General features: G+C 53.5%; 25 protein-coding genes. 13 read left to right on the top strand and 12 right to left on the bottom strand.

All coding sequences use genetic code 11. The features are described 5' to 3' along the window. Positions 1-10 precede the first annotated feature (10 nt). Together GP475_RS00395 and GP475_RS00390 are read left to right on the top strand one after the other, a co-directional pair. Positions 11-871: a PRD domain-containing protein gene (locus GP475_RS00395; RefSeq protein WP_187974713.1), complete on the top strand. Its 861-nt coding sequence runs from the start codon at positions 11-13 to the stop codon at positions 869-871. Between the two features lie 47 nt (positions 872-918). Beyond that, positions 919-2,388 carry a peptide MFS transporter gene (locus tag GP475_RS00390; RefSeq protein ID WP_187974712.1) on the top strand — a complete coding sequence of 490 codons (1,470 nt, stop codon included), beginning with the start codon at positions 919-921 and terminating at the stop codon, positions 2,386-2,388. Here the strand turns inward: GP475_RS00390 and GP475_RS00385 are convergent. Together GP475_RS00385 and lhgO are read right to left on the bottom strand one after the other, a co-directional pair. Further along, entirely contained in the window at positions 2,385-3,539 is a 1,155-nt protein-coding gene (locus tag GP475_RS00385) for an HNH endonuclease signature motif containing protein (RefSeq protein ID WP_187974711.1), read from the bottom strand. The two genes, GP475_RS00390 and GP475_RS00385, sit on opposite strands and share 4 nt — an antisense overlap. Positions 3,540-3,621: 82 nt before the next feature. Further along, positions 3,622-4,836, bottom strand: coding sequence for an L-2-hydroxyglutarate oxidase (gene lhgO, locus GP475_RS00380; RefSeq protein ID WP_187974710.1), 1,215 nt, complete (start codon positions 4,834-4,836; stop codon positions 3,622-3,624). 24 nt (positions 4,837-4,860) lie between these two features. Here lhgO and GP475_RS00375 point away from each other — a divergent pair, with 24 nt between their 5' ends. Further along, entirely contained in the window at positions 4,861-5,571 is a 711-nt protein-coding gene (locus GP475_RS00375) for a GntR family transcriptional regulator (RefSeq protein ID WP_187974709.1), read from the top strand. Positions 5,572-5,637: 66 nt separating this feature from the next. Further along, positions 5,638-6,357 carry a FadR/GntR family transcriptional regulator gene (locus tag GP475_RS00370; RefSeq protein WP_224400129.1) on the top strand — a complete coding sequence of 240 codons (720 nt, stop codon included), beginning with the start codon at positions 5,638-5,640 and terminating at the stop codon, positions 6,355-6,357. Here the strand turns inward: GP475_RS00370 and GP475_RS00365 are convergent. The 3 genes from GP475_RS00365 to GP475_RS00355 are packed head-to-tail and all read right to left on the bottom strand — an operon-like array spanning position 6,354 to position 8,922. Next, positions 6,354-7,031 (bottom strand): N-acetylmannosamine-6-phosphate 2-epimerase, encoded by a 678-nt coding sequence (locus tag GP475_RS00365; RefSeq protein ID WP_187974708.1) that lies wholly within the window; start codon positions 7,029-7,031, stop codon positions 6,354-6,356. The genes GP475_RS00370 and GP475_RS00365 overlap by 4 nt on opposite strands. Further along, positions 7,031-7,981 carry an ROK family protein gene (locus GP475_RS00360; RefSeq protein WP_187974707.1) on the bottom strand — a complete coding sequence of 317 codons (951 nt, stop codon included), beginning with the start codon at positions 7,979-7,981 and terminating at the stop codon, positions 7,031-7,033. The genes GP475_RS00365 and GP475_RS00360 overlap by 1 nt, the downstream gene beginning before the upstream one ends. Beyond that, positions 7,978-8,922, bottom strand: coding sequence for a dihydrodipicolinate synthase family protein (locus GP475_RS00355; protein ID WP_187974706.1), 945 nt, complete (start codon positions 8,920-8,922; stop codon positions 7,978-7,980). The genes GP475_RS00360 and GP475_RS00355 overlap by 4 nt, the downstream gene beginning before the upstream one ends. Positions 8,923-9,069: 147 nt before the next feature. Here GP475_RS00355 and GP475_RS00350 point away from each other — a divergent pair, with 147 nt between their 5' ends. The 5 genes from GP475_RS00350 to GP475_RS00330 all read left to right on the top strand — a co-directional run bounded on the left by GP475_RS00350 (position 9,070) and on the right by GP475_RS00330 (position 13,170). Then, a complete protein-coding gene (locus tag GP475_RS00350) occupies positions 9,070-10,206 on the top strand; it encodes an N-acetylglucosamine-6-phosphate deacetylase (RefSeq protein ID WP_224400127.1) in 1,137 nt (378 codons plus the stop codon). Between the two features lie 9 nt (positions 10,207-10,215). Continuing rightward, complete coding sequence (gene nagB, locus GP475_RS00345) at positions 10,216-10,992, top strand: glucosamine-6-phosphate deaminase (RefSeq protein ID WP_187974704.1); 777 nt, start codon at positions 10,216-10,218, stop codon at positions 10,990-10,992. 43 nt (positions 10,993-11,035) lie between these two features. Next, on the top strand, positions 11,036-12,199 hold the full coding sequence (locus tag GP475_RS00340) for a histidine kinase (protein WP_187974703.1): 1,164 nt from the start codon (positions 11,036-11,038) through the stop codon (positions 12,197-12,199). A gap of 117 nt (positions 12,200-12,316) precedes the next feature. After that, positions 12,317-12,469 (top strand): hypothetical protein, encoded by a 153-nt coding sequence (locus GP475_RS00335; protein WP_187974702.1) that lies wholly within the window; start codon positions 12,317-12,319, stop codon positions 12,467-12,469. A 23-nt stretch (positions 12,470-12,492) separates the two neighbouring features. After that, a complete protein-coding gene (locus GP475_RS00330; protein WP_187974701.1) occupies positions 12,493-13,170 on the top strand; it encodes a response regulator in 678 nt (225 codons plus the stop codon). Positions 13,171-13,173: 3 nt separating this feature from the next. Here the strand turns inward: GP475_RS00330 and bsaP are convergent, their stop codons facing one another. Continuing rightward, positions 13,174-13,374 carry a biotin synthase auxiliary protein BsaP gene (gene bsaP, locus GP475_RS00325; protein WP_187974700.1) on the bottom strand — a complete coding sequence of 67 codons (201 nt, stop codon included), beginning with the start codon at positions 13,372-13,374 and terminating at the stop codon, positions 13,174-13,176. Between the two features lie 13 nt (positions 13,375-13,387). Beyond that, positions 13,388-14,440: a biotin synthase BioB gene (gene bioB, locus GP475_RS00320; protein ID WP_187974699.1), complete on the bottom strand. Its 1,053-nt coding sequence runs from the start codon at positions 14,438-14,440 to the stop codon at positions 13,388-13,390. 53 nt (positions 14,441-14,493) lie between these two features. On the opposite strand from bioB, the gene GP475_RS00315 reads away from it, so the two are divergent. Next, a complete protein-coding gene (locus GP475_RS00315; protein ID WP_187974698.1) occupies positions 14,494-15,816 on the top strand; it encodes a M20/M25/M40 family metallo-hydrolase in 1,323 nt (440 codons plus the stop codon). A gap of 297 nt (positions 15,817-16,113) precedes the next feature. On the opposite strand, the gene GP475_RS00310 is transcribed toward GP475_RS00315, so the two are convergent. The 5 genes from GP475_RS00310 to GP475_RS00290 form a co-directional block, all read right to left on the bottom strand. After that, positions 16,114-16,497 carry a class I SAM-dependent methyltransferase gene (locus tag GP475_RS00310; RefSeq protein ID WP_187974697.1) on the bottom strand — a complete coding sequence of 128 codons (384 nt, stop codon included), beginning with the start codon at positions 16,495-16,497 and terminating at the stop codon, positions 16,114-16,116. Between the two features lie 2 nt (positions 16,498-16,499). Next, the gene (locus GP475_RS00305) at positions 16,500-16,874 is read right to left on the bottom strand and encodes an SdpI family protein (protein ID WP_187974696.1); all 375 of its coding nucleotides are present in this window, start codon (positions 16,872-16,874) and stop codon (positions 16,500-16,502) included. A 51-nt stretch (positions 16,875-16,925) separates the two neighbouring features. After that, complete coding sequence (locus GP475_RS00300; protein ID WP_187974695.1) at positions 16,926-18,185, bottom strand: NAD(P)/FAD-dependent oxidoreductase; 1,260 nt, start codon at positions 18,183-18,185, stop codon at positions 16,926-16,928. A gap of 215 nt (positions 18,186-18,400) precedes the next feature. Continuing rightward, positions 18,401-18,634 carry a hypothetical protein gene (locus GP475_RS00295; RefSeq protein WP_187974694.1) on the bottom strand — a complete coding sequence of 78 codons (234 nt, stop codon included), beginning with the start codon at positions 18,632-18,634 and terminating at the stop codon, positions 18,401-18,403. A gap of 796 nt (positions 18,635-19,430) precedes the next feature. Continuing rightward, positions 19,431-20,162: an NUDIX hydrolase gene (locus tag GP475_RS00290; RefSeq protein ID WP_187974693.1), complete on the bottom strand. Its 732-nt coding sequence runs from the start codon at positions 20,160-20,162 to the stop codon at positions 19,431-19,433. Positions 20,163-20,272: 110 nt separating this feature from the next. Between GP475_RS00290 and nadA the strand changes: the two genes are divergently transcribed. From nadA to GP475_RS00275, 3 genes are all read left to right on the top strand, one after another. After that, on the top strand, positions 20,273-21,256 hold the full coding sequence (nadA, locus tag GP475_RS00285) for a quinolinate synthase NadA (protein WP_187974692.1): 984 nt from the start codon (positions 20,273-20,275) through the stop codon (positions 21,254-21,256). Then, positions 21,253-22,113 carry a carboxylating nicotinate-nucleotide diphosphorylase gene (gene nadC, locus GP475_RS00280; protein ID WP_187974691.1) on the top strand — a complete coding sequence of 287 codons (861 nt, stop codon included), beginning with the start codon at positions 21,253-21,255 and terminating at the stop codon, positions 22,111-22,113. The genes nadA and nadC overlap by 4 nt, the downstream gene beginning before the upstream one ends. A gap of 385 nt (positions 22,114-22,498) precedes the next feature. Continuing rightward, on the top strand, positions 22,499-23,635 hold the full coding sequence (locus tag GP475_RS00275; protein ID WP_187974690.1) for an acyl-CoA dehydrogenase family protein: 1,137 nt from the start codon (positions 22,499-22,501) through the stop codon (positions 23,633-23,635). The last annotated feature ends 15 nt before the right edge of the window (positions 23,636-23,650 follow it).

Here is a 23,650-nt window from a genome sequence, read left to right as displayed (position 1 = left end):
ATGTAAAAGCATGGGCATGGAAAACAAAACGGGAACGGTTCTTCGCTCCATGAATAACAACGCCGTCCTCGTTACCGTAGACGGGCAGCGAATGATCCTGATGGGGCGGGGAATTGGCTTCCGGCGCCGACTCGGTGACGATATCGCCCTATCTCAAGCAGAAGAGATTTTTAGTACACGGCTTGACGCCTCAGGCCGCAATGTTGCCGCATTTCTCGACGAAATCCCGATCGAAATCTTCGAATGCTGCAGAGAAGCATTGACGCGAATTGGCCCAGCCTTCAACCACCCCTCTCAAGGAATTTTGCTGGCACTCGCCGACCACCTCTCTCAAGCAATCGCCCGCACACACGAAGGGATTGTCATTACTTACCCCACCAGTTGGGAAGTCCCTCACTTTTATCCCCAAGAAACTCACTGGGGGCAACTCACTCTCCACGTGGCGCGGGAAAAATTGTGCCCGGAATTACCCGATGAAGAAGCAATTGCGTTGGCAATGCATTTTGTTAATGCCCAGTTTACCGGCGACAATTTAGCTCGAACCCTTAAACTCACCTCCCTTCTCAAGGAATCTGTGGAGGCTGTGAAAACAGGGCTAGGGCCAGATGCTCCGGAAGACCCACTCAGTGTCGCTCGGTTTGTCACCCACTTGCGGTATCTCTTCGTTCGAATCATGGATGATACACAAATCACTTCACGAGTTATGACGCCACCCTCATCACAAAATGCCGACGGGGTGGACCGGGCGGTAGCTAATATTCAAAAACTTCTTGAGAGGGAACAGGCGACGAAATTAACCCCTGCTGAGGTAGATTACCTGCGGCTTCATATCTTGAGACTGAGCGAACCTAGAATGAAACCAAGCGTTTAACTGGGGTCTACTTCACTAAGCCTTATGTAAAGCGCAATAATATCCGCATGACACAAGCACAACAGAATCCCGCCGAGAGAACCTTCTTCGGCCATCCATGGGGATTAGCAAACCTCTTTGGGGTAGAAATGTGGGAGCGCTTCAGCTTCTACGGTATGCAGGCGCTCCTGGCTTACTACATCTATTACCCCCTTTCCCAAAATGGATTGGGTATGTCCCAAAGCGCAGCGACATCCATTGTTGGTGCGTATGGCGGCATGGTGTACATGGCAGCTTTGCTCGCCTCATTCATCTCGGATCGAATCTTCGGCTCAGAACGCACCCTTTTTTATTCCGCGTTCCTTGTGATGCTTGGACATCTCTCACTTGCATTGGTCCCGGGTGTTACCGGCCTGAGCATAGGACTTGTATGTATCGCTCTGGGGTCAGGAGGGATTAAGACTTGTGCCCAGGTAGTTCTGGGGCAGCTTTATTCTCGAGAAGATACCCGACGGGATGCCGGATTTTCTATTTTCTATCTCGGGGTTAATATCGGTGCTTTGGCTGGTCCTCTGCTCACCAACGCCTTGTGGGGCATTGGTGGTTTCCACTGGGGATTCGGACTTGCTGCTGTCGGCATGGCATTTGGACTGATTCAATATATCCTGATGCGGAAATCTACGATCGGTGCCGCCGGACACGAGGTTCCTAACCCCCTCCCCCGCCGTGACTATCTCAAGGGAGGGCTCATCGCTGCTGGTGTAGTCCTTGTGGTGATTGGGTTAATTGCTGGCGGAATCATTCCTATTGAGAGACTCTCAGACATTGTGACCGCGATTGCTTTGATAGCTGCTGTCATCATGTGGTGTCAGATGTATTTCTCAAATCTCACAACCGTCGAAGAGCGTTCTCGCCTAATTGGTTTTATCCCCATGTTTATCTCCGGGGTTCTATTCTTTGGTATTTTCCAGCAACAGTTTACGGTGCTCGCTATTTACGCCGACGTCCGACTAAATCGATTCATTGGCAGTCTTGAGATCAAGCCCGGCGCTGTCAACTCCATTAACCCGGTTTTCATCATCATCTTCTCGGTAATTTTCGCCGCCATGTGGACAAAGCTTGGTGAGCGCCAATGGTCTACTCCCGTGAAATTTGGCGTGGCGAATCTGATCATTGGTGTTTCCTTGTTCTTCTTCCTTCCCTTCTCGGGAGCGGCTGAGAACTCGGTGCCGATTTACGCCATTGTCTGGATTCTGTTCCTATTCACTATGGGTGAGTTGCTGCTCTCCCCAGTTGGAAACTCTTTAGCGACTAAACTTGCTCCCCATGCGTTTCCTTCTAAGATGTTTGCCTTGTGGCTCATGGCCGTGGCAATGGGCACGTCTTTAGCCGGCACCCTAGCTAAGTTTTACAATCCGGAGGACGCCTCAGCTGAGAACTCATTCTTCCTCATCCTTGGGTGTGCTTCCATAGCCCTCGGTATTGTTTTGCTTCTGATGAAAGGCTGGGTGCTGCGTCGCTTCCAGGGAGTGCGTTAGTCCCTTGCAGTAAGAACTTGTCCTTTCACGGCATCTGACGGACCCCTCCCCTCTCGGGGAATTCCATTACGCCCGACCCATTCAACTCGGGCGTTTTCTCCTTTCTGTACTCGATCTCTCCCGGGCTGGATCCAGGAATGGTGCCGAGGACATAGGAGAACCATGTTCTCTACCGATGTTTTCCCTCCTTCGCTCCAAGGCTGAATGTGGTGGGCTTGGCAGATGTCCGATCGGAACGTGCATCCTGGGTGTCCACAGGTCCCTTCGTCACATCCCATAGCGAATCTCTGCGCATCGGTGGCGAATCTTCTGTGGATGCGGTGCAATTCAACTGGATAATTGTCCCGGTCCTTAACAAGTACCCATCCGGAGTTGTTCAGCTTCATCTCAAGATATTCTCTTGTGGTGATCGTCTCTCCGGTGCTGAGCATAAATTGCCTTCCTTCTTGAGAGGGGAGGGTTTCGCGATCTAGCTCTTCCACCCGGATCACCACCGCCGGTTGATAGGCGTTGTCGGCAGGCTGTCCGTTTTGGGCTCCGGTAATTAGCGTCACAAAGTTGTCAAACATGGCTTGGCTATAGCTCCGATTCCCTTCCCGATCCCAGTTTTTGGCGGTGGCGCGTTCTATCGCCCCAATAACTCGCTCCATTTCTGCTACTGGCCCTCGCGCCATCACATGGAGTTGACCATCCGCATCAGCGCTCCGCGAATAGCTAATTCCACGCAGTGCTTCAGCGCGTCGTCGGACATCGGGAGTCAGTTGGCGTAGCTTTTCTCGCGCCACATCCTCGAGTTCTTCTAAACTGCGTGCTTTTGCCGCAAGATGAGTCAGTTCCCGGCACATTGGGTACCGCTGGCCTTTAGGGGCTCGACGGCTATATCGATCCACCACGCACAGTTGCTGAATGCTGAGGTTGTGGTTTTGCATGAGTTGCACAGTCTCATCCCGATATGCAGACCAATCCTGCTCACATCGACCAAATAGGGTGTCAGCCACGCGCAACCATTGATTGGCTTCTTTCCTGGGAATCCCGAGAAGTTCGGCAAGCTCACGCTGAGCTGAACCCATTGATCCCCCGAGGTTGAACGCGGCTCGAGCCAAATCCACTCCCCGCTGGTGGATTTCGCGCAAGTTCTTGAGAAGGTTCATGTCGGAAACATTAACCCTTCCTTCTCAAGACTTTTCCCCTCTCAAGCACTTGGGGGTCAATCCTGTGGAAAAGCAAAGTTTTTCACAGTTCCAATTTCTTTGAGATGCAGGTGACCAAATGTTCTGCTATAGCCAGCGAGGATGTGGCACCGGGTGACGGAGCATTGCGCAATAGTGTGGCTTGCCCAACGTGGTGGATTACGAAATCGTCTACGAGACTGCCATCATGCTCCATGGCTTGGGCGCGGATCCCTCGAGTTATCGGGGTGGATTTTGCGTCGGCGAGGGCAGGCACGTAGGCCTGAGCTCCAGCCAGAAATTTTTTCCTTGAGAGGACGGCGCCAAACTCGCGGCCCGCAGCTTTCATATTCCCTGCCGCGAATCGCCAGAATCCTGGTTCTAAGGCAATATCGAGGCTGTCTTTGATGACCGGCCATCCGCGATAGCTTTCGCGCCCCAGGGACAGGAAGGCATTGGGGCCTACGAGCATTTCTCCATCTACTCGTTTCGTGAGGTGAACGCCGAGAAAGGGGTACGCGGGGTCCGGAACTGGATAGACCAGGCCATTGAGGATCGTCCGATAAGCCTGTTCCAACTGCGAATACTGCCCAAAAAACGGAACAATCACCGGGTATTTGGGCGCCCCGGCTAGTTGAGCAAGCCGGTCTGACTGCAGGCCCGCGCAAACTACTACATGGTCGTACGTTTCAGTGTCTTCGTTTACCCGACGCACACCGCATCCATTGTCGTTGTTAACCAGGTCTTCGACCGCGGCTCCCAACTGCACTCGGCCACCTGCTTCTTGGAATTCCTTGAGAAGGGAGGCGGTGATTGCGGCGTAGTCAATAATCGCAGTATGCGGAGAGTGCAGAGCCATTCTTCCTACCGCATTCGGTTCTATAGCTTTAATTCCTTCAGGCCCAATGAGTTCTACCCCAGGTACACCGTTAGCTTTCGCCTTCTCAAAGATTTGTTGCAGTCTTTCGTCTTCTTCCTTTGAGAGGGAGACGAGGATTTTTCCGCATTCTTCATAGGGCAGCCCCCGTTCTTTCGCATAGCTGCTGATTTTTTCTCCCCCACGGCGGCAGAGTCGCGCTTTAAGACTTCCTGGCTGGTAGTAGAGTCCGGCATGAACCACTCCGGAGTTGTGCCCGGTTTGATGGCTGGCGGCATGTGGTTCTTTGTCGATGAGGGTGATGTTCGCGTCCGGGTAGCGCTGTTGAAGTTCTCGAGCAGTAGCGGTTCCAATAATCCCCGCTCCGATAACGGCGAATGAGGCGTGGTGTGGGTTGTTCATTTCTTTCCTTTAGGGTTGGGGGTTATGGCACAAACGTTGACTGCTCAGGCGGTGGATGCGATTCGTCAGGGGATTCTCCGTGGAGAGCTGGTCCCTGGCACGTTGTACACGGCTGGAGCTTTGGGTGAGAAGTTGTGTATGTCCCGTACACCGGTTCGGGAGGCGTGTCAGGAGTTGTCGCGTCGGGGGTTGGTTCGCACGGTAAAGAATCGCGGCGTGGAGGTGGTCAGTACGTCGGCTGAATCCTTTGTGGAGATTTTCCAGATTCGGGTGCTGCTGGAGGGTCGGTTGACGGCTTTGGCGATTGCTCGGCAAACGCCTGTTGAGGCAGCTCGAGTTGAGGATGCTTATGAAGTCTTCCAGCGTGCGGCGGCGTCGGGGGATTCGGAGGCGACCTTGCGCGCGGATCGGGATTTTCACGATGTGTTGATCGCTGGTGCGGGGAATTCTCGGGCTCGTCATCTGCTGGCTGAGAATCGTGATGTGGTGTTGGGCACGGGTATTGGCACGGTTCCGGTGTCTCGTTCCCCTCAAGATTGCTTGGCGGATCACGATGGGATTATTGCCGCTTACCGGGCTGGGGATCCGCGCCAGGGTGAGGCGGCCATGACCAGGCATATCATCCATACCGCTGAGATGCTGTTGCAGCAGGAGGCAGAGCATCGTCCGGAGTTCGGCGAGGTAGATATCTCGGCATCTCTGGGCTTTTTGAGCCATGCCTCCACCCTAGACTAGGTTGCATGCAACCTGCAAAAGGTATCTGGGCGCCTGGAAATAAAGAAAGCTCCTAGACTGGCTTTTGTGAGCACATCTGATTCATTTCAACCCGAGGCCACAGTTAAACGCGCGGAAGCTACGATGACGGCTATCAAGGAGCTCATTATCGCCAATCACCTCCAGCCTGGTGATCCGCTTCCCACGGAAACCACCCTCTGCCAGCATTTAGGAGTGTCGCGCTCTTCGGTCAGGGAGGCGATCCGCAAACTTGAGGCCCTGAGAATTGTGTCAGTAGTGCATGGCCGCGGCACATACGTCGGCAGTCTTTCTATGGAGCCTTTGGTTCAGACCTTGGCTTTCCGCGCCATCCTCCAGGGAACGGTGGATTTCTCTGCACTCCGGGACGTCATTGAAGTCCGACGCTACCTTGACCTTGGTTGTGCCGAACAGGTTGTCTCTAGCTTGGCCGGAACTCAGCAGCCGGAGCTAGCCGCCTGTGTGTCCCGGATGCGCGCTCATGCCCAAGCCGGCCATACTTTCCCCGATGATGACATCGCTTTTCATCTCGGCCTCATGGACAACATCCCCAATGAGGTAATTAAGCAGTTAATTCACAGTTTGTGGTTGGTCCATCAGGCTGTGGTGCCTACTCTCGGCTTGGCAATTTCTCCTCGGTTGGAGGACACCGCAGAAGCTCATCAAGCTATTTTAGATGCTGCTCTAGATGGCGACGTTGCTGCTTATCGGGAAGCAGTAACCCAGCATTATCGCCCCTTAGAGGAGATAGTGGCAGAACAGCTTTAGGTGTCCCAGCTCAGAAATTGTTGGGTGATCCACATAGGATCTGTTATGGCTGTGCCCACAATAACTGCGCTGGCACCCAAGTCAAAGGCTTGTTTCACCTGGTGGGGGTGGTGGTATCGTCCTTCCGCTATGAGCATGGGTTCTGGCCCCACCAGGTTTCGAGCTTCGCGCAGACACGCCAAGTCAGGCCCCGTGGTTGCGGGCCGATGCTCGGTATATCCCGCCAAGGTTGTGCTAGCAATATCTGCTCCCGCTGCATAGGCTTCAGCCACTTCCTCCGGGGTGGCGCAGTCTGCCATAAATAACGCTCCGGCTTCGTGCGCTGCGGCTACGCGCTCCTGCAGGGTTGAGCCATCAGCTGCGGGGCGGAACGTAGCATCGGCGCAAACCACTTGTGCCCCCGCCTGAGCTACTGCCCGCACTGATTCCACTGAAGGAGTGATATACACGCCCGTGTTACCCTCCTTAGTCAATCCAAATACCGGGACTGAAATTCCTTGAGAGAGGGTGTGAATATCCTCCAAGCCCCCATACCCCCCACAACGTATCGCCGGGGTTCCGGCAGCAACACACGCTTGGGCGACGTGCAACAGCGTGTGGGTGTCTCTCATGGGGTGCCCATCAGGCGCTTGCACACTGACAATGACTGCGCCACAGAGGTCTTTGATGTCCATCACTGGTCTCCTTTGAGTTCGATCATGTCTCGGGCGTAGCAGGCAGCCCCCACGAGCGGGGCATTCTTGCCTAGTCGGGCGCGAATTACTGGCACGTCGCGGTTAATGGAGAGAACAGCATCCTGTACACCGTGACGGAGCGGGCCGATGATTCTTCCCCCCAGTTCAGCTACTCCTCCACCGATGACCACGGCAGCTAAATCCCACGCACTGATAAGCGCGCCGAGGGCTTGCCCAAAGCCGAATAGGTTTCCGTCCACGATGGTGCGGATCAGGTTATCGTCGCGCCTAATAATCTCTGGCAGGCTTTCTTGTCCTGGACTGAGTGCCCAGGGAATGGGCTCTTGGTGCTGGAGGTTATGACGTAGCACGTGATAGTAGCGGCATAGTCCCGTCCCCGACACGCTATTTTCACACCGGGTAGAAAGCCCCCGAAAATCTGCGCATCGGATCTCAGAAATCTCTCCAGCAGAACTGGTTGGGCCGGTGAGCAGTTGCCCCTGGTCGATAATGGCTCCACCTACCCCTGTACCCAGCGAAACCACCAGGATACGGGCATTATCGGGTAGCTCTTGACCAATACCAAGATGATATTCCCCGTACCCCATGATGCGAACATCATTATGCGCTGCGGTGGGTAGAGGGGATAGTTCACCCAGGTCAGTGCCCGCCCAATTGCGTAGCGTGTCACCGTTATAGGTGATCATCCCTGCCGGGCCTTGGACTACTCCGGGAGCTCCCATACCGACGCGGAGGATGTGATAGCCCAGGGTGTCGGCCATACGTATCCCTTGCGCGATGGCGGCACGGATTTGCTGCCGTGGCTCATAGCCTTCTCCCTGGGTGGGGAGTCGAAATTGACCGAGTACGGCGGTGGGGGCGTCATCGGGAACAAGTCCGACGGCGATCTTTGTCGCCCCAATATCCAGAGCTAAGCTCGCTGGCTTCACGGTTCCCGCACCTTGGCTTCATCAACCACCCGGGCTATCTCCTGAATTTCCGCATCATTGAGTGGAATATGCGGCGGCGCCATCAATCCATTGGGGAACACCCCCAGATGCTGCAGCGCTGCCTTAAAACCACCCAGACCCGCGGAGGATCCTCCCATCCGGTCAGGTGTACCCACCGCCACTATGCGGAACAGCTCAATAATTTTGTTCTGCAGGTCAGCGGCTTCTTCCCACTTCCCGGCGCGCAATAACTCATGTAACTGCACATAGGACACCGGATCCACATTGCCCAGCCCCGGAACCACCCCATCCGCCCCGGCTAAATAGGCAAAATCAACGGTTGTTTCAGAGCCAGTCAAAATGGTGAATTGCTCTGCACTCAGGCCACGCTGGTTGCGGAGATTGATTAGCCCCCGCAGGTAGCCATCATTGCCACCAGAGTCTTTGATACCGGCCAGTACCCCTTCTTCAGCTAAATCCATAACCATTTCTGCTCCCAAGATGGAATGCACTGAGACGGGGATGTTGTAGGCAAAAAGCGGCAATTCTGGTGCGGCGTCGTGAATCATCCGGAAATGGTTAATGATTTCCATCGGATGAGTGCGAACGTAAAAGGGCGCAGTGGCGACGAGGCCTTGGGCTCCGCATTCGACGGCGTCGGCAACATGCTCCAGAACTAGCGGGGTGGTCATATCAATAACGCCCGCGGTCACCGGAACTCTTCCCTCTGCTACCTCTCGCACTGTGCGGATGATCTGGCGTCGGTTAGCGGCATTAAGGAACGCTGTTTCGGCTGAAGATCCCAAGACAAAAAGACCGTGGACACCTGCACGGATGAGGCGGTCTGCCTGGTGGGCTAGGGTCTGGGTATCTACCGTGGGAGTGCTATCTAAAAATGGGGTCAAGACCGGGGGAATAACGCCCTGGAATAGCGGTGCCATGCCGAAAACTCCTTGAGAGGGAAGGGTGGGACGGGTTCCAGCTTACGCCTCAAAAAGTCAGACATCAGATGTCTCCTGGGAATTTTTCCTCACCCAGACTAGGCTAAAGGCGCAATGGCTATTCCAACTTCCTTAAGGAGCCACTCCGTGCGCACCTATCGCGGCCATATTCATACTGGACACCGCAACCTCGGACCGGGGATACTCAGCGTCGATGAAGAAACTGGGTTGATTGCCGAGATCACCCCCGATCCTTCTCTCAAGGATCCGCATCTGCCTTATCTCATTCCAGGTTTTGTGGACCTCCACAACCACGGTGGGGACGGTGGAGCATTTCCCACCGGCACCCTGGAGGAATGTCGTCGGGCTGCGATGTATCACCGGAAACACGGTTCAACTACTCTCTTAGCCTCCTTGGTCTCCGCCGCTGGCGATCATCTTGTAGCGCAAACCGCACTATTGGCTGACCTCGCCGATGAAGGGTTAATTGCCGGTATCCACATGGAAGGCCCCTTTATTGCTGAGTGCCGCTGCGGTGCTCAAGATCCGGCGGCTATTATCCCCGGTGATCCGGAACTGTTTTCTGAGGTGATCAAGGCAGGCCGAGGCTACCTTAAACAAATCACCTTTGCCCCCGAGACGGATAATGCTGTGGCTCTGCTCGATCTATGCGCCGAGCATGGTGTGATCGCCTCTTTGGGACACACCGATGCAGATTTCACCACCACCACCGCGGTCATTGCTGCCGCGGCGGCCCGTGGAGTCACGGTGACGGCGACACACTTATTCAATGCCATGCCCCAGTTACACCACCGCAATCCAGGCCCCATAGCGGCACTCATGGAAAGCGCGGGCCGGGGCGTAGCAGGGCTAGAAATCATCGCTGATGGAGTGCATCTCTCAGATGACACGGTGGCATTTCTGGATACGGCCACAGATCATGCTTTCTTAATCACTGACGCCATGGAGGCCGCTGGTAAACCGGATGGTCAATATATCCTCGGCAGTCTTGATGTCACTGTCTCTCACGGAGTTGCCCGGCTTACCCCGGGAACGGGGGCCATTGCGGGAGGAACCAGCACCATTGCTTCTCAGGTCTCTCGGCATTGGCAACGAGGCTGGAGCCTAGATCACGTAGTTGCTATGTCCTCAATGCGCGCTGCCACCATCCTTGGTGTCACCCCACCCGGCTTGGTTATTGGCGGCCCGGCTGACGTCGTCGAACTTAATTGCCAAGGTCAATTCCAGCGGTGTCTTGCCGCAGGCGCTGAATTCACTGTGTAAGGAGAACTGATGGAAATTTTGATCCGCCCCGATCCGGAAGATGTTGCCGCCTTAGCTGCTCAGATTCTTGCTGGATACGCTGGTGATGGGGCTACTTTAGGGCTAGCAACGGGATCTACCCCCTTGGCTACCTACCAAGAGTTGATCCGGCTCCACCACCACGAAGGCCTGAGTTTCTCCAAGTGCCAGGCTTTTTTGTTGGATGAATACGTGGGCCTACCCCGAGACCACGAGCAATCTTATTATCGGACTATTCGCCGGGAATTTACCGAGCATATTGATATTGATGATTCCGCCGTCCACTCCCCGGATGGACTAACTGAGGATTCCGACGCCGCCGGCCGCGCCTACGATGAAGCCATCCAACAAAGTGGCGGGGTGGACATTCAACTTCTTGGAGTCGGAACCAACGGGCATATCGGTTTTAATGAGCCTGGCAGTTCCCTTAGCTCCCCTACCCGCCTGAAGACACTGCATCCTCAAACCGTCAAAGACAATGCCCGGTTTTTTGAGCGCGCTGCCGACGTCCCTCGGCACGTACTTACCCAAGGTCTAGGCACCATTAGCCGCGCCCGGCACTTGCTTCTTCTGGCTACCGGAGAGGGCAAAGCCCAGGCGGTGGCGGCTTTGGCGGAAGGCCCAGTGAGTGCGCGTTGTCCAGCCAGCGTGCTCCAGCTCCATCCACACGCCACGGTGATTGTGGATGAAGCGGCCGCCCAGAATTTGCAGGACTCCGAATACTATCGTTATGCCGATGCCAACAAACCACACTGGCAGCGACACTAGTAACATTGCCGTCCGGTGGGGATGACGATATAACCTAATGCTTATGGTTTCCCGAGATAATTCCGGAGTCATTCCCACTGCTATGAAATCCATCCGTAGATTCCGGCTGGAAATTGGCATGGTGATCTGCGGTTTGGCACTCATTCTGGTGACTAATGTGCTGCGCCCTTATGATGTCAATCCGCTCTCCCTCCTCTTCGCGGTTGCCTTTACTGCGGCCATGGCCTTAGCCGTCCGCTTTCCGCTGCCCGGTGCGCTGCTATTCCTCTCCCTCTTTACGGTGGTCACCCTGTACCCCGAACACCGAATAGCTGCTTTTACATTCATGGCCCCCCTCCTCGTGGCGGTAACCATGCGCGCTGGCGCTACCCGCCTAGCTATTGCCTGCGCGGTGCTGCTGTGGTTCCTCGGTTTAATTGAGCGACGTTCGGAAAACCCCTTCGCCGTTGATCCCCTCCCCGCTTTTATCTGGGCTGGGCTTTTTGTCATTTTCCTCCTCATCGGCTGGGAAGCCAGTCGTTCCCTCCGGCAGCGCCGAATGCTCTATGAGCAGTGGGAAATTGATATGCGGAATCGCCGGCGAGAACTAGCTGAGACTCTCCATGATTCTGTGGCTTCCTCCTTGACGTCTATTGTTATGCGTTCTGAGGCCTTAGCTTTGGATCCGCCTGATACAGAAACTGGGCAGGAATTGGAAGATATCGCAGATGCTGCTCGGCAGAGTATGCAGGAGGTGCGGGCTTTGTTGAAGATTCTGGATACCGAGGAAAGAGAAAATAATGGCGCTACTGAAACTACGCCACCCTCGTTGACTCAATCGGTGCAAAATGCCGCACAGAAACTTCGGACCTATCAGTTGAATTCCCACACGGAGATTTCGACGGGGTTGTTGGACTTTAATTCAGCGCGGCTTGAAGTGGTGAATAAGATGCTCAATGAAGCCGCACTAAATGCCGGGAAGTATGCAGTTCGACGTTCCAAGGTAAGTATCACGGTCAATTCCCATGGTGATTATGTGCGAGTAGAGATGCGCAACCTCATTTCTCGCCGACCAGTGGATCCGGCGATGAGTTCTGGCCTGGGCATTCCGGCGCTCGTGCAGATGGCTTCTAATGTGGGCGGCAAGCTAAGTACAAGTTCAGATGGGGAAACCTGGATCATTGCCTTAGATGTCCCCAAGGAAGGGGTCCAGAAGATCAAACAATAGGCTACCCCTATTTGGGTGTCCTCTTTCGACTACTCTTTGACGTTGATGCAGCTTAACCCTGTCAACCGGCGTAGATTCTCAAACTGAGAGAACCATCCTCCAGAAAGGATTCCTGGCATGTCACGCTTCCGCAGATTTTCTGTAGCCGCTGCCGTAGCCTTAATCACCACGCTAACTCCAGCTGTGGCAAATGCTGATGAGCATGATTATGGTGCAGCCTATATGATTTTTAGCTGCAAAACCTACCATTACCCGTGGTGCCGTGACTAGTTGAGCAACTAAGCTTTGGTCTTATGACTGATTTGGAGTTCCGGCCTACTCAGCTGCTCGTCGTTGATGACGACTCTTTAGTCCTAGGCTCCTTACGCCGCTACTTTGCCACGGTGGATGATATTGAGGTAGTTGCGGAAGCACATAATGGGGTGGATGCCCTCCGCGCTATCAAAGACTTGAATATCGACACGGTGCTGGCTGATATCCACATGCCCGAGATGGATGGGCTTACTTTGCTGCGTGAGATCCAGAAGTTGGAACAGCCACCCACCTTTGTGGCGATGACGGCGCTCGACGCCGATGAAACCATGCTGGATGTGCTGTCGAATGGCGGTGCGGCCTATGTGGTGAAAAGTGCCCGCGCTAGTTTCATTATTGATACGGTCCGCCAGGCCGCAGCCGGCGGCACCGTCGTCTCTTCTCGATCACTCTCCCGGCTGATCGGGGATTTACCTGATCGCCCCACCCGGAAACTTCCCGAACTCAGCAACCCGGAGGCCCGGGTCCTTGCCATGCTGTGCGATGGCTTATCAAATGCAGTTATCGCCCAGAAATTGGGCTATGCGGAAGGCACCGTCAAAAAGCATGTTTCTACGTTGATTCACCGCTTCGGTGCGTCGTCCCGGCTTAACCTGGTAGTTATTGCGCTACGCCGAGGGTTCATCCCGGAGGATGTCCCCGGGATTCCGCACAACTAGTGCCTAGCGCAGTTCAAACTCTAGTGAATCAATGGTGCCGTGGCGGCTACAGGTCGCGGACCAGCCGTCGGGCCTAATTTTTACGATCATTCGACGCCCGCAGATGCTGCAATACCGTGGTGCTTCTAAACCAGCAGCTGCAGAAGGGGAAAGTTTAATCTCTACCCCGTCTTCTACAACTTGACCAGTGTTGGGATGAAACATGATCCTGATTCACCTACACCGCTGAGTTCAAAGCCTTGATAGGGAGGTGGAGACGGTCCATCATGTCGAGGTCCTTTTCCATGGGGCGTCCCAGGGTGGTGAGGTAATTGCCGACGATAATGGCGTTGATACCGCCCAAGAGTCCTTGCTCAGTTCCCTGATCTCCTAGGCTCAGTTCCCGACCACCAGCAAATCTCAACGTGGTCTTGGGCATAGCCAGCCGGAATGCGCCAACCGCGCGCAAGGAATCTTCTGCGCTCATGACCTCCATGTGCTGGAAGGGGGTACCAGGACGAGGATCCAAGAAATTCATCGGAACCTCCGTGGGATCAGCCTCTGCTAACTGCACCGCAAATTCAGCACGCTGCTCTGGGGTTTCGCCCATGCCCACAATTCCACCGGAGCACACTTCCATGCCGGCTTCCCGAACAAATTCCAGCGTCTCTCGACGCTCATCCCAGCTGTGGGTAGTCACCACGTTCGGGAAATAGGAACGAGAGGTCTCCAAGTTGTGGTTGTATCGGTGAACCCCCATGTCCTTGAGACGCTGAGCTTGTTCCCGCGTCAAGGTCCCTAATGATGCTGCAACGTTAATATCTACTTCAGAGTGGATGGCAGCAACGGCGTCGCCTACCTGCTTCATCAAACGCTCATCGGGGCCCTTTACCGCAGCGACAATACAAAACTCTGTAGCTCCGGTTTTTGCGGTTTGCTTTGCTGCTTCCACCAGCTCAGCGATGTCTAGCCGCACCGCCCGCACCGGGGATTCAAAAAGCCCGGACTGGGAACAGAAATGGCAGTCCTCCGGGCAGCCGCCGGTTTTCAGAGAAATAATTCCTTCAACTTCTACGTCTTCGCCACACCACTTCAACCGAACTTGATGCGCCAACTCCATGAGTTCCGGGATTTTTTCATCCGGCAACTCCAAAATCTGAAGCACCTCCGCTTGGTTAAGCCCCTCCCCCTTTTCCAGGGCCTTTTCACGCGCTAGTTCCAGAATGTCAGACACGGCGATTCTCCTTGGGTGAATAAAAATAGAATGTTGTTTTAGCTTATAGCAGCTCATGAACAGCGTTCAACTATTGCGCGGATCACTGTGCTCTCAGCACAATATGTTTTATGAGCTTGTATGACGACACCCTCCGTCTCCTATCCGATCTTGTCCGCAACGCCTGCGTCAATGACTACACCCCAGATTCGGGACACGAACACCGCAACGCAGATACCCTCTGCACGTTTTTCCAGGACACTCCGGTCAACATCCAGCGCTTTGAACCACACCCCGGCAGAGTCAGTGTTGCTTTTAGCGTTCCCGGCACGGACCCCCAGGCCGAACCCCTTACCCTCTTAGGACACACCGATGTCGTGCCCGTCGATAATGCTCATTGGACCGTACCTCCCTTCGGGGCAGAAATCCGCGATGGTCGCATTTATGGGCGCGGCACCGTGGACATGCTCTTTATCACCGCTGCTATGGCTGCCGCCACCCGCGAGATCGCCCGCGGGAACCCACTCAAAGGGGATTTAACGTTTGTGGCCTTGGCCGATGAAGAATCCCGCGGCGGACTCGGCGCAGGGTGGTTAGCGCAACATCAGCCAACCGCTTTCAGTTGGCGCAACACGCTCTCAGAAACCGGTGGGTCTCACCTTCCGGTGCACGATGGCAGTGATGCCCTAGTGGTAGTGGTCGGAGAAAAAGGTGCCGCTCAACGCAGAATCCATGTGGTTGGGGATGCCGGGCATGGCTCTACTCCTTTCGGGCGTTCCTCCACGCTGGTGACGTTAGGGGAAGTGACGCGACGCCTGGCAGCTATTGAACCTCCAGTCAGCAGCAGCGAAATCTGGCAAGACTATGTCCGAGCTTTCCGGTTTGATGCCGATACTGAACACGCACTCCTAGCCGGAACTGATCCCGAGGCCTACCAAGCCTTTGGACCGCTAGCCGGATACTCCCACGCCATGAGTCGGCTCACCATTGCCCAAACAGCCATCCATGCCGGTGGCCCCATCAACGTTCTCCCCTCCAGCGGCTATGTGGACCTAGACATCCGACCCCTACCAGGACAAAGCCAAGATGACGTGGACGAGATCCTGCGCGCCGGACTTGGTGATTTAGCTGACCACGTCCAGATTGAGCGTCTTATCTCAGAAGAAGCTACTGTCTCCCCCAGCGAAGGGCCCCTCTACCAGGCCATACTTGACACTTTCCAGGAATTCTTTCCCGACGTCCCGGTGATCCCCACCCTCTCAGCCGGCGGTTCGGACCTACGTTTTGCCCGACGCCTGGGCGGCGTAGGGTACGGATTTGCTCTCCACCACCGGGAACGCACCCTAGATCACGTCTTTTCTGAGCTCCACTCCCACGACGAAAACCTCTATTTGGAAGACCTCGACCTCACCGTCCGCGCCTACTACAGCCTTGTCCAAAGATTCTTATCTTAATTCTCCGACCCCAGGAGGCGGACAGAAACAGCCGCAGAACATCCTGCTTTTCGGCTTTTCACCGCCGCCATTCCATGGTGTATCTAAAAGCAAGATGCCTTCTCACCCTCACTCCAGGCATGATTTTGTATGCAATCCTCGATATCTCACCCAAAGATTGATCCGGAGGTACCGTCGGGTAGTCATTTTTAGAATCTAAATTATTAGTTGGCCACGGATGTTTCACCCAGCCGATCACGGGATTACTTATCGTAGACGCAAGCTCCCAACAAAGGTCGGTCAAGGTTTCAGGTCTGGCTAGTCCCACACAAAGGAATTTCCCCCTGGAGCTAACTTGTCTACGACATGCTCCAGAGTTTCTTCAATTTCCATGTGGTGGAGACTGGCAACCATAGTGATTAAGTCACTCTGCGGGGCGCAGTTTTCAAGGCTGCCCGTCACTTTCACATGAGAATACCCGGCACAGCGTTGCTGCGAGGCGAGAATCATGGCGGGATCAATTTCTACCCCGATGACTTGAGGAAAATGCTGACCGAGCAGCATAAGTAATTCACCTCTGCCACATCCGACGTCAATGGCAAAGCGACGTTTTTCTGGTAAGTGATTAAGGATCCACGGATAAAAAGCCTCGTTATGGTCCCACAGGTGCCTGTCATTGATCCGGTCTAAAAGTCTCCTCAAGGTTATCCCCCTGATTGATTGATCCTCTTAGCAACTCGGTGAGCGGTCAATGCCGAATAGGCAAAAAAGACAATCACGAGAGCCCACGTGAGGGCGAAGGTGATAACTCGTAGCCGTACCGAGGCCGTCAATATTCCTTCAAGGAGGGAAACAGCGGCGCATAGGAAAGAAATATAAGCGGTATAACGCAGCAACGGAGCTGCCTTTTTATGCGCCTGCTCCCAGGCTCGATCACTCTTCTTCGTTTCGGTTGTCCTGATCCCCATTTGGTTACTTCTCGGCAAACGACCGGTTTCAGATTGGTGGGCGATAGTAAGAGATATAGCTCCTAAGAAGATCAGAGCAAAGGTGTCAAAAAGCGCCGAAACCAAGGACATAGTTCTCACCTTAGAATGATGTTTTTCAAGAACTATGTCCGGTTCTATCACCTATCGAAGCGGGTAGCAAGGGGCGATCTCTGGTGGGGCGACACCGGTTTCCATCAGTTTGGCCAGCGCTTTTCCGGTTGCAGGCCCCAGAGCTATCCCCCACATGCCGTGGCCGCCGGCGACGAAAACTCCTTCGGTTCGGGTTCGCCCTACCAGCGATAGCCCATCTGGGGTGACGGGTCGAGAACCCACCCATTCGTCGTAGCGCTCGTTGAAATCAATTCCCCTCATCAGCGGCTTAGTATTGCGGATAATCGCTTCGATCCGTCGAGGGTGCAAAGGTTCGTCGGGGCCGCGGAACTCCATGGTTCCGGCAATCCGGAATCGCCCTTGGTAAGGGGTGCACGCCACCCGGTGATAAGGCAGATAAACCGGGTGTTCGGCGGGTGTGTCAGTGGCGACGCTAAAGGAATAACCTCGTCCAGCCTTAACCGGGAGGCGGACGCCGTGTTCTCTGGCCAGTCCAGGTAGCCACGCCCCATTCGCGATAACCACTTGCTCAGAGATAATTTCCTCGCCGCTCTCACACAACACCGTCGGGGCATGATTAGCGGATGAGGCGGGACGTACTCTCGTTACGTTAATCCCCCAACGCAGCTGTGCTCCTCGATTTTCTATCGCCTCTGCTAAAGCAATCACATAGGGACCAGGCTCAATAAAACGCTGACCGTCCAGGCGGTAGGCCAAGGATATTCGATCTGAAAGCATAGGCGCATAATCGTCCACGTTGGTGATTTCACTCAGTTCAGCGGGGATCCCGTGGCGTCGGACCCCATCAATTTCTTTGAGAAAACCGTGGGCTTCTGCTTTCTTCTCAAAAGCCGCCACAAAAGGGGTGGGGCGAGACTGCAACGCTACGGGAATGGTGGCGTCAATCTCATCAAAAGCATCAAGACAGGATTGGGCTAAAGGCACCAAACCGGCCATCGTCCTATCCCACGCTCGAGGAGTGGCGTGAGCCATAAATTGCGCAAAGAAACCCCAGAGAGCCGGTTCAAAACGAGGCGGAACAGAAAGCGCTGCGTCGGGGTTAAAAAGGGCGGTAGGACCATAGGTCCATAAGGAGGTATCCGCTAAGGGCAAAATTTTTGCCGGAGTAAGCCACCCTGCATTCCCCCACGAAGAACCAGCCGCAGGTCCGGTCTTGTCTAACACCGTCACCTGATAACCGCGCTCCTGGAGAAACCACGCAGTTGCTAAACCAACCATCCCTGCCCCGATAATCGTTGCAGTTTTTGAAGCATGTGGGAAGCCAGTCATAGTCCTAATTCCTTCAGTGCTGATCAAGATTAGTGGAGAGCGACGAAGGACCTTCATCTTTCATGCTCTACGTCACATTATGGCGCAGCTTTTGGCTCACTGCATGAACCGCATTGCACACAAGAGCCATTCCTACTGGAGGGATACCGGCGGTGACGTTTACCGACGTCAAGCAAGATAAAACCGCCGCCACACCACACGCTGCGTTATAGCTTTTATCGGTTGCTATTTCTCCTACGCAGGAAGTACATCACGGTCAAAACAATAAAGAGGAATAGGATTAAGAATCCGAAATATGATTTATCAATCGGAAGAGTAGAGTCATCAAACATCTCGACCACGCCTGGGATACCTAAAAAGATAGCGAAGACGGCGATGTATAGGTCACGTTCTCTATCAATATCTTCTTGACGTCGGCTTAAGGCATCAAGCCGTTTCTTGTATTGCATCTCAATGATTCTTTCTTATACTCTGATTTGACGATTAAAATTCTCAAAATCTCTCAGCGTACCGGTTTTCCTCTGCATTGACAGCGTTGCCACTGTTCCCTATGTATTCATCGATTATTAACATAGTCGAATCTGTTGTTCCCCCTTGCTTCTCATACGATTCCTGCTGCGATAAAGGTTTTGAGATAGTCGTTCCAGTGCAGCGTTACTGAGATTCTCTGCGACAACATGAAGAACCAGGAATGTTGAATCAAGCACTCCTTTTTCCACGCTACTAGACAACTGATCGTAGTAAGAAAGAAGTTCACATGCCCTTAAGGACACGGAGCCGCATTCTGAGTTAGTTTTTCTGAATAGAAACGATAGATTTTATTGTCGTCCTTGGAAATGAATTTCTTATGATAGAATTTAACCTTATTAGCGCAGTCCTTTTCTTTGTTTTCTGCCTCCACACTCCCCAAGGTGTCATGAAAATAGCTATCAAAATAGCTAAAAGATTTTTTATAATACGCTTTAAAAGGGTCCTCAGGCCGTAGTTTGAGCACCGATATTCCCGAATCTCTCCCCTTGGTTAACTCGCTTGTGAGCTCTGGGTCCTCTATCTTTTCTACCGCCGTTAAATAAATTCTGCCATCTTTTTATTGTTTTCGGGTATAGCAGCCTTCGGAATGCTAAATATTAGTGTGAATTGCGCAAATTTCCACGCTATATCATCATTCTCATATTTTTTCGATAACGGCTCTTTGACCTTTGATCTGCATATCGACTCTTTCATCAAGGGCTTGTCAACTGGTTTCTAAGGTTTAAAAGCAGCAAAAGGATCCGTAATACGCAATTGCTGTGAGGTAAATCTATATAGTTTTGCCGGTCGCCCACCACCAGGAGGTTTAGCAAGTTCTCCGGTTTCCTCCAATTGGCCGCGTCGCGCTAAAACCCGTTGCAAGTTTGTGGCCGCCACGTCATAACCCAGAACAGTGCGGTACGCTTCCCGCAGTTGCGCAATGCTAAAACTGTGCGGCGCTAAGGCAAAAGAAATATTGGAATAACTTAGCTTCGCTCGCAGCCGATCTATCCCATCACCTAATATCCGCTGGTGGTCAAAAGCCAGGTCTCCAGCATGGGACACAGTCTGCCACTGCCCTTCGCCACGGTTAATTTCTCCAACATTCCAGGGCACCAGAATGAGATAAGAGGTGGCGATAGTCCGATCATACGGGTCTCGATGAACATCGCTATATGTCCCCAACTGTTCTTGATGACTGATTACATGCGGGTCAATGTAGCGGCTCAGGTGGCGTCGAACAGAGTGATCCAGGTTCTCATTGACCTCTACCGATCCGGACGGTAATTCCCATCGACCACTAAAAGGTTCATGTAAGCGACGGTGAAGAAGCACCTGTAGCCCCTCCTCAATGTCAGTTTTGAGGATGACAGCAATGGCTTGGTGCCGGAACTTCGCGGTTCCTGCGGGATCGCGCATCGGATATTGCGGCCCCAGAGGTGACTTGGCATTCTTCACATCAGTCATGCTAGCGTGGACTTTAGTTTTCGTCTCTGAGGCGATAACCTGTTAAGGGGAGTTCTCCCGCAGCAGGTCACGCTTCACTCAGGTCATTTCACACCGAAAGAGCCAACTCTATGACTCACTCCCCTACCGCAACTATTCACGATCAGCAAGAAGAAATTAAGAAGCTAGCCCAGCGCCGCAACGCCGTGATTCTGGCGCACAACTATCAACTCCCCGAGATCCAGGATCTCGCTGATTATGTGGGAGACTCTTTGGCGTTGTCTCGAATAGCAGCGGAAACTGACGCCGATGAGGTGGTTTTTTGCGGCGTTCACTTTATGGCGGAGACGGCAAAAATTCTCTCTCCCAATAAGCGGGTTTTTATTCCCGACGCCAAGGCGGGCTGTTCTTTAGCTGACAGCATCAGCGCTGAACAACTACGGGCGTGGAAGGCGGAACATCCCGGTGCTGTAGTGGTGTCTTATGTCAACACCACGGCGGAGGTAAAAGCCGAAACCGATATTTGCTGCACTAGTTCCAACGCGGTGGAGGTTGTGCAATCTATTCCGGCTGATCAGGAGATTTTATTTTGCCCCGACCAATTCCTGGGTGCACATGTTCAGCGCGCAACTGGCCGCAATAATATTCACCTCTGGCTAGGAGAATGTCATGTTCATGCCGATATTTCGCCAACCGGACTAAAAGAAGCCGTGGCACAACATCCTGAAGCAGACTTGTTTATACACCCTGAATGTGGTTGTACCACCTCTGCTCTCTGGATGGCTAGTCATGGAGATTTCCCGGCTGAACGCACCCATATCTTGTCTACCGGAGGAATGCTTGAGGCGGCCCGAACCAGCACCACCGCTACTGTTTTAGTCGCTACTGAAGTTGGCATATTGCACCAATTGCGTAAAGCCCGCCCCGATACTCAATTTGCCGCGGTTAATCCGGAAGCAGCGTGCCCCTATATGCAGATGATCACTCTGGATAAGCTGCTTAATTGTCTCCGAGAAGGAAAAGACGAGGTAGACGTCGAACCTCATATTGCTGACGCTGCCCGCAGCGCCGTGGAAAGAATGATTGCCATTGGACAGCCGGGAGGTGGGGAATGATGCTTAAGAGCAACTATGTGCGCGAAGTGGTCAACCGGGCCCTTGATGAAGATTTGGAGTGGGGTCCTGACATCACCACCGACGCGACCGTACCGATTGGACAACACGGAACTGCGTTAGTTGTTGCTAGAGAAGCTGGTGTTGTAGCGGGACTACCGGTAGCCCAGGTGGTCGCTGAACAATGGGCATTGCGCCGAAAGCTTGACCCCGGAACTATCACCTGCGAACACATGCTCGATGACGGCCAACGAATCCAGGCTGGGGAGACTGCCTTAGCTATAAGCGCACCTATCCGAGAAATCCTCAGTTTTGAACGGGTTTTGTTGAATTTCCTAAGCCAGTTATCTGGGGTGGCCACGCATACCCGACGCTGGGTAGATGCAGTTGAGGGGACCGGGGCGCAAATACGCGATACTCGGAAAACCATTCCTACTTTGAGGAAATTGCAAAAATATGCCGTGCGATGCGGAGGGGGCGTCAATCACCGAATGGGGTTGGGCGACGCCGCGCTGGTGAAAGATAACCACATTGCAGCCACGGGATCGCTTGGACTTGCCGTGGAGCGGATCCGCTCTGCCGATCCTGACATCACTATTCAGGTGGAATGCGATACCGAAGACCAAGTCCAGGAGGCCCTCGACGCTGGGGTGAACTTGTTGCTCCTAGATAATATGAGTCCACGCCAGGTGGCGAACTGCGTTGCCGCTATTCACCAGGCGGGGGCGAAAGCAGAAGCCAGCGGAGAGCTAAAACTAAGCAATGCGAGGGCCTATGCGGAAACTGGGGTGGACTACCTAGCGGTAGGGGCGCTGACCCATTCCAGCACCGTTCTGGATTTAGGGCTTGACTTGGGATAATGGCGGATATTCCACCAAAACTTTATTTCGGGTGAGGATATTTAACCAGACTATCTTGAAAAGATCCTTTTCTCCCTTTCGAGTTAAGCGATAGGTGCTTATATGAATGCCGACGACATACGCCAATCCCCTATATTCTCCACGCTATGAGAATTAACATAAAACCTCACATTCCAATAAGACCATTCCTATCAGCCATACTTATTTCTCTATAAATTTGCAGCCAAAGTAAAGATAATTTCAGCGGCATTTCCTTGACCAACGCCACCAAAAATGTTGTGATGTGAGTTACCTATGTGTTCTTTGGCTTTGGTTGCTGAACTAAAGGACACCTCAACGAGACGACAGGATTGAGGTTATTGTGGGTCGCAGAGTTACGGATCTGATGAATATTCAACGTCATTTCACTGAGCAGGAGAAAGCTCTTCAGTCCCAGGTATCGGAGTTCGTGGATCGTGAGGTTCGCCCTCATATCGCTCAGTGGTATGAGACCGCCACCTTACCCGTCGAACTTCTTCCTAAGATGGCTGACCTCGGTCTATTTGGGATGCATCTCAAGGGCTATGGATGCCCGGGACGCAGCGCAGTGGAATATGGAATTGCTATGCAAGAGCTAGAGGCCGGTGATTCCGGTTTGCGCACGGTGATCTCAGTGCAAGGTTCCTTAGCAATGACAGCCATCCACCGTCATGGTTCAGAGGAGCAGAAGAATTATTGGCTTCCGCGCATGGCTCGTGGAGAAGCTATTGGGTGCTTCGGCCTTACTGAGCCCAATGCCGGGTCTGATCCTGCGAATATGAAGACCACGGCCACTCAAGAAAGTGATGGTTGGCATCTCACTGGAGCTAAGCGTTGGATCGGGTTAGCCAGTATTGCTGATGTCGCGATCATCTGGGCCAAGGTGGACGGCACTGTTCGAGGGTTCGTGGTGCCTACGGATACCCCGGGATTTAAGGCCACTCCCATTGAGCAGAAACTCTCTATGCGGGCCTCATTGCAATGCGATATTGAGCTCGACGTCCACCTCCCGGACTCCGCAATCTTGCCCGACAACCCGGGACTCAAAGGGCCTTTTACTTGTCTAAACGAGGCTCGTTATGGCATTGCCTGGGGGGCGTTGGGTGCGGCTCGGGACAGTATTGAAGTTGCACTTGACTATGCCGCTAACAGGGAGGTGTTTGATCGCCCTCTTTCTTCCTTCCAACTCACCCAGAAGAAGTTGGTAGATATGGTGGTGGAATTGAATAAGGCGCAGCTTTTGGCTTTGGAATTGGGCCGCGCCAAAGACGCTGGACAGCTGGAACTGCACCAGATCTCAGTGGCTAAATTAGCTAATTGTCGTACCGCCATCGAGATCTGCCGGGATGCTCGCACAATTTTAGGTGGTAACGGAATCACCGGAGATTATTCTCCGCTGCGTCACGCCAATAATCTGGAATCGGTACGCACCTACGAAGGCACTGATGAGGTACACACTCTGATTGTGGGCAATAAATTAACCGGCCACGCCGCATTTCGCTAGCGGTGGCCGGTGATC

It is taken from the genome of Corynebacterium poyangense, assembly GCF_014522205.1.
GTDB classification, from domain to species: Bacteria; Actinomycetota; Actinomycetes; order Mycobacteriales; family Mycobacteriaceae; genus Corynebacterium; species Corynebacterium poyangense.
This window is presented reverse-complemented; position numbering and strand designations above follow the sequence as displayed.